This is a genomic window from Enterococcus sp. DIV0008, assembly GCF_050542615.1.
Taxonomy (GTDB): Bacteria; Bacillota; Bacilli; order Lactobacillales; family Enterococcaceae; genus Enterococcus_D; species Enterococcus_D innesii.
Genome location: NZ_CP172937.1, coordinates 1,964,787 through 1,982,258, shown reverse-complemented (window position 1 = coordinate 1,982,258; position 17,472 = coordinate 1,964,787). Strand labels below are relative to the sequence as shown.

Sequence of the window (17,472 nt, the reverse complement as noted above, 5' to 3'; positions counted from 1 at the left end):
CTCCACTAACTAAGAAGCTAGTGGAGAAACGGAAACGTCTTTTTTTAGTTTAACTGTTCTTCTTTGATGGCTGCCAGGTACGTATCTACTGCCTGTAACGTTTCATCAAGCGCTCCTTTTTCAAAAGGTGAACGCAAATGAGCAAGAGCCAGGATCTCAAGGAATGTTTTCGTGCCGCCGACTTCGCAGATGGCCAAATAATCTTGCCAAGCGGTTTCGTCTTTTGCCACGATGAATCGATACCAAAATTGGAACGCACACACTTGCGCCAATGTATAATCGATATAATAGAAAGGTGATTCAAAAATATGTCCTTGTCTAAACCAATACAAGCCACGATCAAGGTCTGGATATTCTGAATAATCCCGTTCTGGGCAATATTGGCGCTCTAATTCCCGCCAACGGGCTTTGCGCTGTGCTGGTGACCACTCAGGATGCTCATAAACGTCTTGTTGGAAGTGATCCACTAAAACGCCATAAGGCAGAAATTGCAGGCTACTAGCAAGATGCGCAAATTTGTATTTTTCTGTTTCTTCTTCGAAAAAGGCGTCCATCCATGGCCAAGCGATAAACTCCATCGACATTGAATGGATCTCGCAAGATTCATAATTGGGAAAGAGAATTTCCGGTTCTTTGATCCAACGAGAACGAAAGGCTTGAAAGGCGTGGCCAGCTTCGTGAGTCAAAACATCGACATCACCCGAAGTGCCGTTAAAGTTGGCAAAGATAAATGGCGATTGATAGTCTTGGATAAACGTACAGTAGCCGCCAGATTGTTTGCCTTTTTTACTTAGTAGATCAAGTAGGTCATGCTCGACCATAAAATCAAAAAATTCGCCAGTTTCAGGGGATAGTTCCTGATACATCACACGGGCTTTTTCCACTAGTTCTTCAGGAGTTCCTTTAGGCTCTGCGTTGCCACTAGGATAAACAAGCGGCAGGTCGGTAAAGGTTGCCTGAGTCAATTGATTACGCTGTGCCTGTCTTTGGTACAGTTTTTGGGTGATTGGGACGACTTTTTCCAAAATTTCCCGACGATAGGTCTCGATCATTGAACGATCATAATCCCAACGATTCATTTGGGTATCCGCAAAGGCAACGTAATTTTCAAAGCCGAGCTTGCGGGCGATCTCGGTACGAACCTTGACCATCTCGTCATAAATTTGATCAAAACGGTCTTCATTTTCCGTGAAGAAAGCCGTTTGTTTTTCAAACGCTTCTTTTCGAACGCCGCGATCTTTGTTTTCGGTAAATGGTCGCAGTTGTGCGAGGGTATAGGTTTCTCCTTGGAAGTCGATTTGCGCAGAAGCGACCAATTTGCTGTAATCAGAAGCCAATTGGTTTTCTTTTTGAAACAATTCGATCAAGGACTCATCAAAAAGCTTCACACGGCTTTCGGCAAACAAAAAAAGTGTTTCTGGATATTCGGCTTTTAATTCATCTAAGACCGGTGAAGCCAGGAGTGCTTGATAGAATTGAAAATCCAGAGCTTCAAAATGAGGCTGGTATTCATTCCAAAAAGTGTCTTCTGCTTCATAAAAGGCATCGTTGGTATCGATCGAATAGCGGATCGAAGCCAAGTTCATTGCAGTATCGATCGTTCCTCTTAGTTCGTTCAAAGCATCAAGGGCTTGCTTCGCCTCCGAGAAGGTATCGGCTGACTGAAGGTTTGCTAAGGCTTTTTTGAATGTTTCTTGATAGACTGGAAAATCAGGGCGTTGATACGTGTATGCTGAAAATTTCATTAAAAATCCCTCCTTAGTAAAATAATAACACAAACGAAAAAGAATGAGGACTTCTATTGGCGAAGGTAGTAACTTTACTGATAGAATGATAAAATAGAACCAGAGTGTCGTTTACAAGAAGCAGCGACAAGAATCATTGAGAAAAGAGGGAAAACCTATGGCAGAAACCGTCAAAGTCAGCGAGCTGGCGGAGGCTTTAAATTTAGAGATAGTGGAAGGAACTGAAAACAGTTTAGAAAGAGAAATCATTACCGGCGATATTTCCCGACCTGGTTTGGAATTGACGGGTTATTTTAATTACTATTCCCATGATCGTCTGCAATTATTCGGCAGCAAAGAGATCACCTTTGCGGAACGAATGATGCCAGAAGAACGCTTGATGGTGATGCGCAAAATGTGTGCCGATGATACACCGGGATTTATCGTTTCTCGCGGCTTGGAAGTGCCAGCAGAAATGATTCAAGCCTGCAAAGAACATGAGATCACGATTCTACGTTCGCCCATCTCAACGTCACGTCTGCAAGGAGAGCTTTCCAGTTTTCTCGATGGGCGTTTAGCAACAAGAACCAGTGTTCATGGGGTATTAGTGGATGTCTATGGCTTAGGCGTTTTGATCCAAGGCGATAGCGGAATTGGGAAAAGCGAAACAGCATTAGAGTTGATCAAACGTGGGCATCGGTTGATCGCTGACGATCGGGTGGACGTGTATAAGCAAGATGAATTGACTTTGGTAGGGGAACCGCCGAAAATCTTGCAGCACTTGATCGAGATCCGCGGAATCGGGATCATCGATGTCATGAATCTTTTTGGTGCCAGTGCCGTACGAGGGTATATGCAGGTTCAAGTAGCGGTGTATTTAGAAGCTTGGGCGAAAGACAAAAAGTATGATCGACTAGGAACCGATGATACGACGGTTGAAATTGGTGGCGTCGATGTACCACAAATCAAAATCCCGGTAAAAACGGGTCGAAATGTTGCGATTATTATCGAAGTTGCTGCCATGAATTTCCGAGCGAAAACGATGGGCTACGATGCAACGAAGACCTTTGAAAATCGATTGACGCAATTGATCGAAGAAAATTCTGGAAACTAGAGAGGATAAGATAGATGTTAGGTTTAGTAAATCGAGTCGCATTTGAACTATTTGGTTTGCCGATTTATTGGTATGCGATCATTATCGTATCAGGTGTGATCATTGCTATGTGGTTAAGTACGAGAGAAGCGGTTCGTGTCGGGCTCAAGCCAGATGATGTGACTGATTTTATGTTGATTGGATTGCCAGTATCGATCATTGGTGCGCGGCTTTATTATATTCTATTTGACTTGCAATACTACATTGATGACCCAAGTCAAATTTTCAATATTCGCTCTGGTGGGATCGCCATCTACGGCGCTTTGATCGCCGGGGGGATCTGGCTGTACTTTTTCTGCCAACGAAATTTTATTTCTCCCTGGACCTTTTTAGATATCGCTGCACCAAGTGTCCTATTGGCACAAGGGATCGGGCGTTGGGGCAACTTCATGAATCATGAAGCATTTGGAGCTGAAGTCAGCCGCTCCTTCTTAGAAAGTTTGTATATACCGAAATTTATTATTGATAATATGTATATCGATGAAGCGTATCGGCAGCCGACCTTTCTTTATGAATCGGTTTGGAACGTGATTGGATTTATCGTTTTGATCTTCTTGCGTAAGAAAACCGGGTTATTAAAAGAAGGCGAAGTCTTCTTAAGCTACTTGATTTGGTATGGATTCGGACGCTTCTTTATTGAAGGAATGCGCACCGATAGTTTATACTTATTTGGGGATATCCGTGTGTCACAAGCACTTTCCGCTTTATTATTCTTTGGAGCGATCGGGCTATTGATCTGGCGCCGGAAAAACCAAACCTTAAAAGACTACAACCGTAGCTTTGGCAAAAACCAAACGATTATCTAAACAGTTATTTTATTGAAATTATGGTAAAATGATAAAGTGCATGAATTTGCGAAAAGGATAGAGGAGGTTTCCATAGTGAAACAGAAAATCGCCGTATTAGGTCCCGGATCATGGGGGACTGCTTTGGCACAAGTTTTGTCCGAAAATGGACATGAAGTGACTATTTGGGGGAACAATCCCGCCCAAATCGATGAAATCAATACGTATCATACCAATCGGCATTATTTGCCTGATTTGAAATTACCTGAAAATATCTTAGGCTGCAAAAATCTAGAAGAGGCGATCCAAGGAGCAGATGCTGTCTTGTTTGTGGTACCAACCAAAGCGATTCGTGCCGTGGCACAAGAGTTCGCTGAAAAGACAACCGGCAAACCAGTTATCATCCATGCCTCAAAAGGATTAGAACAAGGCAGCCATAAACGAATCTCAGAAGTACTTGCTGAAGAGATCCCAGCTGATAAACGCCAAGAAATCGTTGTCCTGTCAGGACCATCACATGCTGAAGAAGTCGCTGTCCATGATATCACCACGATCACGGCAGCTTCAGAAAATGAATCGGCTGCTAAATATGTACAAGAGCTGTTTATGAATGATTACTTTAGAATCTATACCAATAACGATGTGATCGGTGTCGAAACTGGTGCCGCTTTGAAAAACATCATCGCTATTGGTGCCGGTGCGATTGCTGGACTGGGCTTTGGGGATGATGCGAAGGCTGCGATCATGACACGTGGGTTAGCAGAAATCAGTCGTCTTGGTGTGGCAATGGGTGCCAATCCTTTAACCTTTATCGGATTGAGTGGGGTTGGCGATTTGATCGTTACGTGTACCAGTGTCCATTCACGGAATTGGCGTGCCGGAAACCTATTAGGAAAAGGCCATAGCTTAGATGAAGTGTTAGACAATATGGGGATGATCGTTGAAGGAGTTTCAACCACTAAAGCTGCCCGCGAATTAGCAGAAGCTTTGTCGGTGGAAATGCCAATCACAGAAACCATTTATTCGGTCTTGTATGAAGGCAAAGACATCAAGCAAGCAGCGAAAGATATTATGCTGCGAGACGGCAAAGAAGAAAACGAATTTACGGCAGATCAATCATTATGATTAAAGGAGCGAGTCACATGAATGTCAAAAAAGCAGTTATCCCAGCAGCCGGTCTAGGTACCCGATTTTTACCAGCTACAAAGGCAATGGCAAAGGAAATGTTGCCGATCGTTGACAAACCAACGATCCAGTTTATTGTGGAAGAAGCTTTACAATCAGGAATCGAAGATATTTTGATCGTAACAGGGAAAGCAAAGCGTCCGATCGAGGACCATTTCGATGCCAATTTAGAATTAGAGATGAATCTAAAAGAAAAAGGCAAGACAGAGCTTTTAAAATTAGTGGAAGAAACAACGGACGTAAATCTTCATTTCATTCGTCAGTCCCATCCGAAAGGACTAGGTCATGCGGTTTTACAAGCCCGTGCGTTTGTTGGCAACGAACCATTTGTAGTCATGCTAGGTGATGACTTGATGGAAGATGAAGTGCCATTGACCAAACAGCTGATCGATAATTATGAAAAAACGCATGCCTCAACGATCGCTGTTATGGATGTTCCTCATGAAGATACATCAAAATACGGAATCATTGATCCTGGTATGGAAGTTGAAAAAGGCTTGTTCAATGTCAAAAACTTTGTTGAAAAACCAGCGCCAGAAAATGCGCCAAGTGATTTAGCGATTATTGGCCGCTACTTGCTGACCCCTGAAATTTTTGATATTTTAGCCAATCAAGAACCAGGTGCTGGTGGCGAGATCCAATTGACGGATGCCATCGACACATTAAACAAAACCCAACGCGTCTTTGCCCATCAATTTACCGGAAAACGTTACGATGTAGGAGACAAATTCGGTTTCTTAAAAACAAGTATTGAGTATGGTCTAGTGCACCCTGAAGTCAAAGACAGCTTGAAAGAGTATTTGATCGAGTTAGGAAAAGAACTAGCTCCGGCTCAAAAAGAAGTCAAAGAAGCACCGAACGCGTCAAAAAAATAACACAAACTCCTAAACAAGGCAATTTCTGATGAAATTGCTTTGTTTTTTTATTATTTCCTGTTGAAAGCGGATAATTTTCTTAAAAATGCAGTCTTTTATTTGTAGAAAGTGCAGTGAAATGCTATTCTTAATATAAGTAAATGGGGAAAGGAGCCATTCTATGTCAGGAGGAGAACTAGCTGCATTAATTGCTGCGATCGCATTTGTCGTACTGGTTATTTTCGTCGTTCGTTTGTTGATGCAAGTCAGCAAGACAATGACAAAAGTCGACAAAACGGTTGAAGAGGCAAACACAACCATCCGTGTCATTACCAAAGATGTTGATATTCTTTCAAAAGAGGTTGAAGGTCTATTGGTAAAAACGAATGAGCTTTTACAAGATGTGAACGGAAAAGTCGCAACCATCGATCCTTTGTTCACAGCAGTCGCAGATCTAAGTACCAGTGTTTCAGAATTAAATGTTTCTGGAAAAAATTTAATTACGCGTGTGGGTAGTCTTGGCCGGACGACTGCCAAAGCAACGGTAGCTGGAAAAGTCGGTCAAACAGCCATGAAATTTTTCAAAGACAAAAATAACCAAAAATAAAAGGAGGACTTTCAATGAGTAAAAAAGGCGGATTTTTATTAGGAGCAATCATCGGAGGAACAGCGGCAGCAGCAGCAGCACTTTTGTTGGCGCCAGAATCTGGTAAAACATTAAGAAATAAATTAGCAAAACAAGCAGACGATTTATTAGATAAAGCATCTGATTATGGTGATTTAGCCAAGGAAAGAAGTACGGATCTTGTTGATATCGCTAAAGATAAAGCAGCAAAATTAAGCGAGCAAGCATCTGATTTTACCGGTTCTTTAACAGCGAAAGTTGATGACTTAAAAGAAACAGCAGCTGGTTCTTCAGAAGAAACTATTGAAGAATTAAAGAAACAAGCAGGGGATCTATCAGAACGCTTCAAAAAATCGGCGAGCGATGTAAAAGAAACAGCCAAAGATGCCAAAGAAGATGCAGATGATACAGTCCAAGATATCATCATTGATGCAAAATCTTCTGCAGCAGATATGAAACAAACTGTCAAAGAAGGGGCAGAAGAAGCGAAACCTGTTGTCGAAGAAGCCAAAAAAGATGGTCAAGCAGCAGCTGCTGATTTGAAAAAAGAAGCTGGAAAAGCAGCAGATGATGCCAAAAAAACAGCGAAAGCAGAAACGAAAGAAGCCAAAGCTGACTTGGAAGATGCGAAAGAAGAATTAAAAGACACATTAGAAAAAAACAACCCAGAAGCATAAGTAAGGATAAAACTTGATTGCTTTAAAAGATAAAAACGTTCGCCAGTTAAATCGGCGAACGTTTTTTTGTGATTTCAGTAGTTATTCGTTTGATGCTTGGGCGATTTCCCAATCGCAAAGTTGATAGAGCCAATCCTGCAGTTGACTGAATGAAAAACCAATTTCCTCAGCGAGCGCCACATTGATCGAATAAGCAGGTGTACCATTGTAAGGGCCTTGATCGCCTGTTTCGGAAAAGAGCGGGGAAAGACCGGTTTTTTTCGATACGTATTGCAGTACTTCTTCTAAAGAGATCGTACCTTTTGACGCACCATTGATGGGTCCGGTGAATGAGCTAGTACCTAGAAACGCTAAAAATTTACCAGCTTCTTGGGCATCCACAAAGCCCATTTGATGCGTTAGATTATCGACAGCCATTGGCTTTTGCTTTATCAGATGGTCAATGTAAAAGGTAAAACGTTTTGTGTAATCATCTGCACCAATCACATAAGGAAAGCGGACAAAAACGGAGGGGATCTGACTGTATTTTTGGGTCAGGATTTCTTCCACGGTTCGCTTGCCTTCAGCATAATTGACTTCCTCAGAGCTGACCAGTCTGAAGGGTTCTTTAGCAGGATCAAAATCCGCTTCAATCAAATCGAAGTGTAATTCATGGTACGCAGACATTGAGCTAGTAACGATGTAGCGCTTCGGTGTGACATGACGCAGTAGGATCTCAATGTCGTTGGAAGTATAAGCAATATTATCGTAAATGACATCATAGGTTTCTTGTGTCAACGTCGTTTTGATACTTTGCTCATCTGTGCGATCAAAGATAAGTCTGTTGACTTGATCACCAAAATTATCTGTCGTCTTTCCTCTGGTAGCAATCGTGACATCAAAGCCTTGATCCACTAAAGAATGGACCAAATATTTACCGAAAAAACGCGTGCCGCCTAAAACCAACACTTTTTTACTCATAAGAACACTCCTTTTCATGTAATGCCAACATGTTGCGCCGTTTCATTAGGAAAATCAAGATAAGATCAATAATTCTTTTGCTGTCTTGGTAAAAGGTACACAGCCATCTGCAGTGACATACACACAGTCTTCAATACGGACACCGACCTGATCTGGTAAATAAATGCCCGGTTCGATAGAGAAGCACATGCCTTCTTCGATCACTAAATCATTGCCAGTGATCAAAGAGGGGAATTCATGAACTGTGGTCCCGATGCCGTGACCTAGACGATGGTTAAAGTAATCGCCGTAGCCATAGCCAGTAATCACATCACGAGCGATCTTGTCTAATTCTCCAGCGGTGATCCCAGGTTTGACCGCTGCTTGCGCCGCTAATTCTGCTTCAAGAACGATGTCATAAATTTTTCTTTGTAATACAGTCGGTTCTTTATAGGCGACCGTTCTGGTTGCATCACTGCAATATCCTTTCCAAACGACCCCTAGGTCAAACAAGACGAGTTCATTAGCAGTCACTTTGCGGTCACCAGGTACGCCATGAGGACTTGCTGCATTGGCACCAGCTAATACGGTCGTATCGAAGGACATATGGGAGACCCCACGCTTTTTCAGCTCGTACTCAATTTCTGCCACGATTGCCATTTCGCTGACGCCTTCTTTGATGGCAGCAAACCCTATCTCAAAAGCGACATCTGCCCAGTTACCGGCTTCTAGCAAGGTGTCAATCTCAGCCGCCGTTTTGGTTAACTGCATTTTTTGAATGATCGGGGTCACATCTAATGAAAAATCGGTCTGTGGCAAAAAGCGTTTCAATGCTTCATAACGCTCGACGGAAAGATCATTCTTTTCTAACGCCAAGGAAGAGACCTGGTAACGAGAGGTCAATTCCTGACAGATTTTCGCCCAAGGGTCTTCACTATCGAGATAGCCGATAATGTCAAAGGGCCAACCGCTATTTTTTGTTTCTTCTACTTCCAGAGCTGGTGTAAAAAGAAAGGGATCTTTTCCAGGAGCGACAAACAGAGCAAGGACCCGCTCATGAGGCTCACTTTTAAAACCGGAAAAATAAGCGATGGTTGCTGGATTAGAAATATAAGCAACATCGGCGCCATTGGTTTTCAACCAGCCATTTAACTCATTGATTTTTTTCTCATTCATTTGAAAAAACCTTCTTTCAAGTATTCTTTTTCTATTTTATCATGCTTTGGAAGAGAATAGGGGCGGGGAAAGTAGGAAATTGCTAAGTTTTCATGAAAACAAAATTAAAACGGTTGCAAATCCGGAAAAAATTTGCTATTCTAACAAAGAAATGTAAATAAGATTTTCTGAAAATAGAATAAGGGAGATATATCATGGAAAAACAAACAATTACGATTTATGATGTTGCACGGGAAGCGAATGTATCGATGGCAACTGTTTCACGGGTAGTCAACGGAAATCCAAATGTAAAACCAGCAACTCGTAAGAAAGTGCTGGAAGTGATCGACCGCTTGGATTATCGGCCAAACGCAGTTGCTCGAGGGTTAGCAAGTAAAAAGACCACAACTGTAGGTGTCATCATTCCTGATGTCAGCAATATGTTCTTTTCATCACTTGCTCGTGGGATCGATGATGTAGCGACCATGTATAAATACAATATCATCTTAGCCAACTCTGATGGCGATACAATGAAAGAAGTCAACGTATTGAACAACTTGTTAGCGAAACAAGTGGACGGCGTTATCTTCATGGGTCATCGCATCACGGATGAAATTCGCGGGGAATTCTCTCGCTCAAAAACACCAGTCGTTTTAGCTGGTTCGATCGATCCTGATGAACAAGTAGGAAGTGTCAATATCGATTACACAGCAGCTGCCAAAGATGCTGTTTCATTATTGGCGAAAAACAATCAAAAAATCGCTTTTGTTAGCGGTGCTTTGATCGATCCAATCAATGGCCAAAACCGCTTGAAAGGCTACAAAGAAGCCTTGAAAGAAAACAACCTTGACTATTCTGAAGGGTTGATCTTTGAATCACCATACAGCTTTAAAGAAGGCTTAGCATTAGTTGATCGCATCATCAACAGTGGTGCAACAGCAGCTTATGTTACAGATGATGAGTTAGCGATCGGTGTCTTAGATGGTTTGTTAGACAAAGGTGTTAAAGTTCCTGAAGATTTCGAGATCATCACCAGCAACAATTCATTATTGGCTGAAGCCGCTCGTCCACGTTTATCAAGTGTTACCCAACCATTGTATGATATGGGTGCCGTTGCGATGCGTCTATTGACAAAAATGATGAACAAAGAAGATGTAGAACAAAAAACGATCGTCTTGCCTTACGGTATTTCAGAAAAAAGCTCTACGAAATAAGCAGCGATTCACGGAACCTTTACAAGTGGAACAACACTACGTTGTTCCGCTTTTTACTTTTACGATCGTTCGTGTGGGTAGAAAATCTACGGATTTTTTACCCACACTTTTTTTGCATAAAAAAACTGATCAGCACAAGGCTGATCAGTCATCATTATTCGTTGTATTTGCTTGGTCATTGTCTTGTTCATCGTCATCATCATCATTTGCTGTAGGCGTGGCATTGTTTGAAGTATTATTAGACGATGTATTTGAAGAGCGATTGGTTGAACGGCTAGACGATACTTTTTTCCAATAGTCAGCGTAATTAGCGTCCGAACCGCCGATCCCAAACTTAAAGTCGACCGTATCCGGTCCGCCAGTGGCCCAATATGAGTTGACGGTATCGCTTGGATTCGTGTAGGTTCGATTATCGACCCGCACGGTGCCTCCTGGTTGGGTCCCTGTAAATTTGGAAACTTTGACTTTTTTCACGTCATTTGAAAGCTCAAACTTCTGATCCACACCAAAAACTTCTTGATTTGTTTGATAGATCCGATTGATTAAGTAAGCCATGTAATTGGCTGTCCGAGTTCCTGCAGCACTATCAGTAGCTTTGTTGTCATCCCGTCCTGACCAGCTGCTGATAGTGATCGATGGGGTGGAAACGACTAGCCAAGAGTCTGACCAGTTATTGGTGGAACCAGTTTTACCGACCCAATCGGCATTCCCGAGATTCCAATCTAATCCACTGATAACCGATTTAAAGGTACTTGTTTTTTGCTCATCGATGACACTACGCATCATGTCGGTCATGATAGAAGCCGTCGCTTCAGAAAAGACCTGTACTGGTTTGGCTTCATGCTGATAAAGCACTTCTCCTTCATTATCTTTGATGGATTCGATGATGTAGCCTTGCTGATAGACACCATTATTGGCAAATGTTTGGAAGCCATTCGTTTGATTCAACACTGTGACATCCGTAACTCCTAATGGCGCTGATTCATATGCCCAGCTATTATCTTCCGGATAGCCCATTTTGCTTAAATAATTTGTGTAGGCGTAAAAATGATCGCCTTCTTTTTCCCAAAGATCTTGGAAAATATTTGTCGCTGCGATATTGCTGGAAACTTCTAGTGATTCGCGAATCGACATGAAGGTATTGGTTCCGCGGTTTGTGGCATTGACGATTGACTCACCAGCGTTTTCTCCCGTCCGCCATTTTGCGGCATAGTCAGAAACCATCGATTCTGAGCCCATCAAACCACTTTCGATGGCCGGACCATAAACCAGCATTGGTTTGATGCTTGATCCTGCTTGACGTTTGGCATCAAAGGCATGATTGAATTGATTTTCAGCATAGTTACGACCACCAATAAAGCCTAAGACTTTCCCAGTGGCATTATCCATCATAACATTGCCGACTTCGATGGTGGCGTCGCCCCAATTGTCTAACATAGAGCCGTATTTATCAACGGCATCTTGCATCGCATTATAAATGTCTTTATCGATCGTTGATGTGACGGTATAGCCACCATTAACGAGTTTTTGTTGCGCCAATTCGAAGTATTTTTGATAGGTTTCGTCTTTGGCATATTCTTCATCACTGACATCATCTTCATCTGCCAGTTGTTTGGCAATAATATCTTTTGCTTCATTTAAAACAGTATAATAGAGGAAGCTTTGATCCGTTTGTTCGATAGCTTCTTGCTTTTTGAAGTCTTGTTTTAAGTCATAGTTAAGTGCTTCTTCGTATTCTTCTTTCGTAATATCGTGGTTGCGATACATACTGAAGAGGACAAAGTCTTTCCGTTCTAAGCCCGCAGTCAGGTTCTCCTTGATCTCACCCGTATTTGTATAAGGGCTGTAGACGATTGGACTTTGTGGCAGTCCTGCAATGAAGGCTGCTTGTGGTAAAGTTAGGTCAGCTGCATTAACGCCGAAAATTCCTTGCGCCGCTTCTTGCACACCTGCGATATTTTGCCCTTTATTGTTCCGACCAAAAGGAGAGATGTTTAGATACATAGTGACGATCTCGTCTTTATCAAAAAACTTCTCTACTTCCATGGCTAATAAGATCTCGTTGGCTTTGCGTTTGAAGGTCGTTTCACTGGAAAGGATTTGTTGCTTTACCAGCTGTTGGGTCAAAGTGGAACCCCCGCTGCCGCCAAAACCTGTCGCTTCAGATAATAATGCTCGCACGACCGCTTTTGGTACGACGCCATTGTGAATATTAAAATATTCGTCTTCGGTTGCGATGATTGCTTTTTTCAAGTAGTCCGAAATTTGATCAGAATTAACCGACGTTCGCATCAGATCTGAGCGAATCGTTGCGATTTTACTGCCATCTGAGTACGCGAGTTGAGAAGTCTCTGTGATGTCGGTCAGTTCTTTCTGCAACTCTTCTTTAGAAGGAGCTGCGGTATCTTCCACAAGAAAAGCAAAGTAGCCGGCACCGATCCCTAAGGCTAAAGAGCCGCCAAGCACCAGCAAAGAAATAGCGACTAAGAATAAGGCATGTAAAACCCTTAGACTGATGTTGAAATAGAACCAGCCTCTATTTTTGTTTTCTGTATTCTTTTGTTTTTTCGTTTTCTGGGACAAAAAGAGTCACCTCAATAAATTAGAATAGATTCCGTGTAATTATAGCAAAAAACAAGACGCTTGGGTAGCACCCTATCCGTTATCTCAAGAAGAGGATCAGGAATTTCCTTTTCACGGTTGGATTCGATCAGTGAAAACAAAGGAAAACGAAAGGATTTGCCTAAAAGTTTCTTTTTTGGTAAAGGACTTTGAGAGAAAGACTTTTCATTGCCCTCTTTTTCAGTTAAGATGAACAATGAAGCAATTATTAGGAGGAGAAAGAATGAGTACAGACTTTTTTGAAGAACTAAAGCAACGCGGATTAGTTCATCAGACCACAGACGAAGCAGCCTTGACCAAACAATTAAATGAAGAGTCTGTGAAACTATATATCGGCTTTGATCCTACCGCAGATAGCCTGCATATTGGTCATTTATTGCCTATTTTGATGTTGCGCCGTTTCCAACAAAACGGACATGTGCCGATCGCATTAGTTGGTGGCGGTACAGGAATGATCGGTGACCCATCCTTTAAAGATCAAGAACGTCAATTAAACACATTAGATACCGTTTTGGAATGGTCACAAAGTATCAAGAGCCAATTATCTCGCTTTATTGATTTTGATGACCAAGAAAATCCTGCCATCATTGCCAATAACTATGAATGGTTAGGGGAATTGAAACTGATCGATTTCTTACGGGACACTGGGAAAAACTTTACCATCAACTACATGATGAGCAAAGAAAGTGTCAAACGTCGGATCGAAACAGGAATTTCCTACACCGAATTTGCATACCAGCTTTTACAAGCCTATGACTTTTTGAACCTTTACGACAACCACGGTTGCTTGTTGCAATTAGGCGGTAGCGATCAATGGGGGAATATCACCTCTGGAATCGAATTATTGCGTCGTGAACGGGAAGTCCAAGGGTTTGGGTTGACTATGCCATTGATCACAAAAGCAGACGGAACCAAATTTGGGAAAACAGAAGGCAATGCCGTTTGGCTGGATGCTAAGAAAACGACACCTTACGAGTTCTACCAATTCTGGATCAATACCGATGATCGTGATGCAGTTAAATTCTTGAAATATTTCACCTTCTTATCATTAGAAGAGATCGCTGCAATCGAAGCAGAATTTAACGCTGCACCAGAATCTCGAGCAGCGCAAAAAGCTTTGGCAAAAGAAGTCACTACTTTGGTTCATGGGGCAGAGGCTTATGAACAAGCCGTACGCATCTCAGCAAGTTTATTCAGTGGCAACATCAAAGAGTTGAACGCTGAAGAGATCGAACAAGGCTTTAAAGGGGTTCCTAGCCACCAGGTAACAACTGATGATTCTTTGAACATCATTGAAGTATTGACAACTGCTAAAATCGAACCATCAAAACGTCAAGCAAGAGAAGACGTACAAAATGGGGCGATCTACATCAATGGGGAACGCGTCCAAGACCTAACGTACGAGATCCAAGCAAGTGATCGGATCGGTGGGAAATACGTCGTGATTCGTCGTGGCAAGAAAAAATATTTCTTACTAACATTTTAATCGCAAAAAGCGAACCGCCCTGTTGGTTCGCTTTTTTCAAATTTTTGTAGAGGAAGGGTTTTTGTTGGAATGGGAAACATAGTGTTGAATGCCGCCGGCTTATTTGCCATGATTTTCTTAGGATATTTTCTTAAGCAATTGAAAGTCCTTTCGAAAGCCGATGGCTCGATCTTATCCAAAATTATTTTGAATGTAACGTTACCGGCGGCAATCATTTTGAATTTAGCTGCAATGCAAGTACAAGTCAGTGCCCTTAGTTTGATTGTGATCGCGTTGATCATTACGATCGTCCAAATCCTCTTCGCATTTTTCTTGACCAAAAACGAATCAAGTACCTTGCAGCAGTTTGCGATGTACTGCGGGTCAGGCTTTAATATCGGCAATTTTGCGATTCCTTTTGCCCAAAGCTTTTATCCTTTAGGGATTCCGCTGATTTCGCTGTTTGATATGGGAAACAGTATCATGTTGGCAGGGGGAACGACGATTTTTATCGAATTCTTGATTGGAAAGCGGACGACATTTGAACCAGGGAAAATCTTTTTGAATCTCCTGCGCTCGCCAACATTTACCATTTATCTAGTGATGCTGATTATCCGCAGTGCGGATTGGAGGATCCCTGAGGCGGCATTAGCGCTTGTCCAACCAATCGGGATCGCAAATACGTTTTTGTCCATGTTTATGATTGGCTTATTTTTGGATTTCCGCTTACCGAAGCACACTACGCCAACGGTAATCAAAATTTTAAGCTTGCGCTACGGACTGGCCTTCGTGCTGTTTGCGGCTTTCTATGTTTTACCAATCCCAGTTTTATTAAAGCCAGTTCTTTGTTTGTTAGTGTTTGCTCCGATTCCCTTGTTCGGTGTCATTAATTCCGTGATTGCTGGGATGGAGGAAGAAGCAGTAGGGTTCGTTTCTTCCATTAGCTTTTTGATAAGTATGCCGCTAATGACGGGTGTCCTAATGTTATTTGGACTCGCTTGATAAAAAAATACGGCAATGAGCAAAATAATCGCTTTACAAGGCGCTTTTATCGATAATAGAGAAGACTAGATTTAGGAGGAAAAGAAAAATGTTGATTGGTTCACACGTTTCAATGAGCGGCAAAAAAATGCTTTTAGGAGCAGCAGAAGAGGCGGCTAGCTATCAAGCTACTACGTTTATGATTTATACCGGAGCTCCGCAAAACACGCGGCGCAAACCGATCGAAGAGATGCAGATCGCAGCCGGACAAGATTTTATGACGGAAAAAGGAATTTCGAATATCGTCGTCCATGCTCCTTACATTATTAATTTAGGCAACACCATTAAGCCTGAAAACTTTGGCTTTGCCGTTTCATTTTTACAAGAGGAAATCCAAAGAGCGCAAGCTTTAGGTGCGACTCAAATCACGTTGCATCCCGGTGCCCATGTCGGTGCAGGACCCGAAGCTGGGATCAAGCAGATCATTAAAGGCTTGAACGAGGTCCTTGAAAAAAATCAAACTGCCCAGATCGCATTAGAAACAATGGCAGGTAAAGGCACCGAGATTGGTCGCAGCTTTGAAGAATTGGCAGCAATTATCGATGGCGTTACTTTAAATGAAAAATTATCCGTTACACTAGATACTTGTCACACGAATGATGCCGGCTATAATGTCAAAGAAGACTTTGACGGCGTCTTAAACGAGTTTGACAAAATCATCGGTTTGGATCGTTTGAAAGTCATCCATGTCAATGATTCAAAAAATCCACAGGGCAGCCACAAAGACCGACATGCCAATATTGGTTTTGGGACGATCGGCTTTGAAGCCTTGAATAAGATCGTTCATCATGAGCAATTATCAGCGTTACCGAAAATTTTGGAAACACCCTATGTCGGCGAAGACAAAAAGAATAAAAAAGCCCCTTATGGCTATGAAATCGCGATGCTGCGGGAAAAGACCTTTGATCCTGAGCTATTGACGAAAATCATGGCGGGTGCTTAAACGGTTCATTTAATATGAACTATCTTGTTGTGGGAGGAAGAAAATGGACTTTCAGTTGCTGATCAATGCCGCGAAACAAAAACTGGGATTCAGACAGCTCTCTCAATTTGCAGAAGCAGGGAGTGTCGCAGCAGCGGGTGTTACAGATGGTTGCAATCAATTCAGCAGGTGAGCCGATCCCACCTTGTGGCCGTTGCCGTGAATTCATCAGCCAGCTAGATCCTGCCAATCAGAACACGCAAGTGATGATTGCAGCAGGAAAAATCATGACGATAGCAGAGCTGTTGCCTTGTGATTGGAAATCATCAAAATAAAAAGAGACTTAGCCCCTTAGACCGCTGTGTTTGAAGGGGCATCTTTGTATTATCAATCCAATAAACGAGCTACGTTTTTGGATAAAAAAACTCCTCAACCAGCAATAGCGCTTTGTTGAGGAGTTGATCGATAGCAATGATTAGAATTTTTTCGCAGCTGCTGCTACGCGTTCTAAACCTTCAGCAATGATTTCTGCTGTTTTAGAAGGATCTGCATTGTGGCCTTCGATGATTACTTCTTCTGTGATGTTCATGCCGAACATACCACCGAAAACTTTTTCCATAAAGGTTACAGCGTTTTCCATTGCGCTCATTTCGCCTGAGTAAACACCACCACGGGCATTCAATAGAACGATTTCTTTGTCTTTCAACAATTGGTTCATTGAACCATCTTCGTTATAAGAGAAAGTAAAGCCTGCTTGGAAGATGTAGTCGATAAAGGTGTGCAAGGCAGCTGGGATCGTTAAGTTCCACATTGGGAAAGCGAAAACGATGGTATCTGCTGCTGCGAATTTGTTCATCACGTCTTGACGGACAGTCATCAATTCTTGTTCTTCTTGGTTTAATTCTTGTTCTTGTGAAAGTTTGCCAAATGCTTCAAATAACGTTTGACCGATATAAGGCATTGGTTGTGCGTACACATCAAAGGTTACAACGTCCACATTGTTGGTATCAAGATTTTCAACGAAGGTATCAAACATTTTTGCAGATACTCCATCAGGACGGTTATTGGCTTTAACAACTAAAATATTTTTCATTTTTTTCCACCTTTACTT

17 protein-coding genes are annotated in these 17,472 nt (G+C 42.2%); 12 read left to right on the top strand and 5 right to left on the bottom strand.

The features are described 5' to 3' along the window. Positions 1-44 precede the first annotated feature (44 nt). A complete protein-coding gene (locus IGI84_RS09450) occupies positions 45-1,745 on the bottom strand; it encodes a M3 family oligoendopeptidase (protein ID WP_430600242.1) in 1,701 nt (566 codons plus the stop codon). A gap of 157 nt (positions 1,746-1,902) precedes the next feature. On the opposite strand from IGI84_RS09450, the gene hprK reads away from it, so the two are divergent. The 6 genes from hprK (at position 1,903) to IGI84_RS09420 (ending at position 7,003) form a co-directional block, all read left to right on the top strand. Next, entirely contained in the window at positions 1,903-2,838 is a 936-nt protein-coding gene (gene hprK / locus IGI84_RS09445) for an HPr(Ser) kinase/phosphatase (protein WP_005235388.1), read from the top strand. 14 nt (positions 2,839-2,852) lie between these two features. Then, positions 2,853-3,683 (top strand): prolipoprotein diacylglyceryl transferase, encoded by an 831-nt coding sequence (gene lgt, locus IGI84_RS09440; protein WP_005235390.1) that lies wholly within the window; start codon positions 2,853-2,855, stop codon positions 3,681-3,683. A 75-nt stretch (positions 3,684-3,758) separates the two neighbouring features. Then, entirely contained in the window at positions 3,759-4,787 is a 1,029-nt protein-coding gene (locus IGI84_RS09435) for an NAD(P)H-dependent glycerol-3-phosphate dehydrogenase (protein WP_430600241.1), read from the top strand. A gap of 17 nt (positions 4,788-4,804) precedes the next feature. Continuing rightward, positions 4,805-5,722: a UTP--glucose-1-phosphate uridylyltransferase GalU gene (galU, locus tag IGI84_RS09430; protein ID WP_430600239.1), complete on the top strand. Its 918-nt coding sequence runs from the start codon at positions 4,805-4,807 to the stop codon at positions 5,720-5,722. 160 nt (positions 5,723-5,882) lie between these two features. After that, complete coding sequence (locus IGI84_RS09425) at positions 5,883-6,308, top strand: DUF948 domain-containing protein (protein WP_005235398.1); 426 nt, start codon at positions 5,883-5,885, stop codon at positions 6,306-6,308. A gap of 14 nt (positions 6,309-6,322) precedes the next feature. Further along, entirely contained in the window at positions 6,323-7,003 is a 681-nt protein-coding gene (locus tag IGI84_RS09420) for a YtxH domain-containing protein (RefSeq protein ID WP_194194634.1), read from the top strand. A gap of 81 nt (positions 7,004-7,084) precedes the next feature. Here IGI84_RS09420 and IGI84_RS09415 read toward each other — a convergent pair whose 3' ends face one another. Continuing rightward, entirely contained in the window at positions 7,085-7,963 is an 879-nt protein-coding gene (locus IGI84_RS09415) for an NAD-dependent epimerase/dehydratase family protein (protein ID WP_430600238.1), read from the bottom strand. Between the two features lie 54 nt (positions 7,964-8,017). Continuing rightward, on the bottom strand, positions 8,018-9,118 hold the full coding sequence (locus tag IGI84_RS09410; protein WP_430600237.1) for a M24 family metallopeptidase: 1,101 nt from the start codon (positions 9,116-9,118) through the stop codon (positions 8,018-8,020). A gap of 194 nt (positions 9,119-9,312) precedes the next feature. Between IGI84_RS09410 and ccpA the strand changes: the two genes are divergently transcribed. Continuing rightward, on the top strand, positions 9,313-10,311 hold the full coding sequence (ccpA, locus tag IGI84_RS09405; protein WP_008378470.1) for a catabolite control protein A: 999 nt from the start codon (positions 9,313-9,315) through the stop codon (positions 10,309-10,311). Positions 10,312-10,455: 144 nt separating this feature from the next. On the opposite strand, the gene IGI84_RS09400 is transcribed toward ccpA, so the two are convergent. Further along, positions 10,456-12,894, bottom strand: a complete 2,439-nt coding sequence (locus IGI84_RS09400; protein ID WP_430600235.1) for a transglycosylase domain-containing protein — start codon at positions 12,892-12,894, stop codon at positions 10,456-10,458. Between the two features lie 262 nt (positions 12,895-13,156). On the opposite strand from IGI84_RS09400, the gene tyrS reads away from it, so the two are divergent. The 5 genes from tyrS to IGI84_RS09375 all read left to right on the top strand — a co-directional run bounded on the left by tyrS (position 13,157) and on the right by IGI84_RS09375 (position 16,696). Continuing rightward, positions 13,157-14,419, top strand: coding sequence for a tyrosine--tRNA ligase (gene tyrS / locus IGI84_RS09395; protein WP_140964918.1), 1,263 nt, complete (start codon positions 13,157-13,159; stop codon positions 14,417-14,419). 69 nt (positions 14,420-14,488) lie between these two features. Then, the gene (locus tag IGI84_RS09390) at positions 14,489-15,400 is read left to right on the top strand and encodes an AEC family transporter (protein WP_096741295.1); all 912 of its coding nucleotides are present in this window, start codon (positions 14,489-14,491) and stop codon (positions 15,398-15,400) included. Positions 15,401-15,488: 88 nt separating this feature from the next. Next, positions 15,489-16,382, top strand: coding sequence for a deoxyribonuclease IV (locus IGI84_RS09385; protein WP_005225802.1), 894 nt, complete (start codon positions 15,489-15,491; stop codon positions 16,380-16,382). Positions 16,383-16,425: 43 nt separating this feature from the next. Continuing rightward, entirely contained in the window at positions 16,426-16,554 is a 129-nt protein-coding gene (locus IGI84_RS09380; protein WP_259280185.1) for a hypothetical protein, read from the top strand. Further along, positions 16,529-16,696, top strand: a complete 168-nt coding sequence (locus IGI84_RS09375; RefSeq protein ID WP_259280184.1) for a hypothetical protein — start codon at positions 16,529-16,531, stop codon at positions 16,694-16,696. Before IGI84_RS09380 ends, IGI84_RS09375 begins: the two co-directional genes overlap by 26 nt. A gap of 140 nt (positions 16,697-16,836) precedes the next feature. Here the strand turns inward: IGI84_RS09375 and IGI84_RS09370 are convergent, their stop codons facing one another. Next, positions 16,837-17,454, bottom strand: coding sequence for an FMN-dependent NADH-azoreductase (locus tag IGI84_RS09370; RefSeq protein ID WP_005225804.1), 618 nt, complete (start codon positions 17,452-17,454; stop codon positions 16,837-16,839). Positions 17,455-17,472 lie beyond the last annotated feature (18 nt).

Coding starts and splice junctions, on each gene's coding strand:
- IGI84_RS09450 (WP_430600242.1), bottom strand. CDS start 1,745: ATGAAATTTTCAGCATACACGTATCAACGCCCTGATTTTCCAGTCTAT.
- hprK (WP_005235388.1), top strand. CDS start 1,903: ATGGCAGAAACCGTCAAAGTCAGCGAGCTGGCGGAGGCTTTAAATTTA.
- lgt (WP_005235390.1), top strand. CDS start 2,853: ATGTTAGGTTTAGTAAATCGAGTCGCATTTGAACTATTTGGTTTGCCG.
- galU (WP_430600239.1), top strand. CDS start 4,805: ATGAATGTCAAAAAAGCAGTTATCCCAGCAGCCGGTCTAGGTACCCGA.
- IGI84_RS09425 (WP_005235398.1), top strand. CDS start 5,883: ATGTCAGGAGGAGAACTAGCTGCATTAATTGCTGCGATCGCATTTGTC.
- IGI84_RS09420 (WP_194194634.1), top strand. CDS start 6,323: ATGAGTAAAAAAGGCGGATTTTTATTAGGAGCAATCATCGGAGGAACA.
- IGI84_RS09415 (WP_430600238.1), bottom strand. CDS start 7,963: ATGAGTAAAAAAGTGTTGGTTTTAGGCGGCACGCGTTTTTTCGGTAAA.
- IGI84_RS09410 (WP_430600237.1), bottom strand. CDS start 9,118: ATGAATGAGAAAAAAATCAATGAGTTAAATGGCTGGTTGAAAACCAAT.
- ccpA (WP_008378470.1), top strand. CDS start 9,313: ATGGAAAAACAAACAATTACGATTTATGATGTTGCACGGGAAGCGAAT.
- tyrS (WP_140964918.1), top strand. CDS start 13,157: ATGAGTACAGACTTTTTTGAAGAACTAAAGCAACGCGGATTAGTTCAT.
- IGI84_RS09390 (WP_096741295.1), top strand. CDS start 14,489: ATGGGAAACATAGTGTTGAATGCCGCCGGCTTATTTGCCATGATTTTC.
- IGI84_RS09385 (WP_005225802.1), top strand. CDS start 15,489: ATGTTGATTGGTTCACACGTTTCAATGAGCGGCAAAAAAATGCTTTTA.
- IGI84_RS09380 (WP_259280185.1), top strand. CDS start 16,426: ATGGACTTTCAGTTGCTGATCAATGCCGCGAAACAAAAACTGGGATTC.
- IGI84_RS09375 (WP_259280184.1), top strand. CDS start 16,529: ATGGTTGCAATCAATTCAGCAGGTGAGCCGATCCCACCTTGTGGCCGT.
- IGI84_RS09370 (WP_005225804.1), bottom strand. CDS start 17,454: ATGAAAAATATTTTAGTTGTTAAAGCCAATAACCGTCCTGATGGAGTA.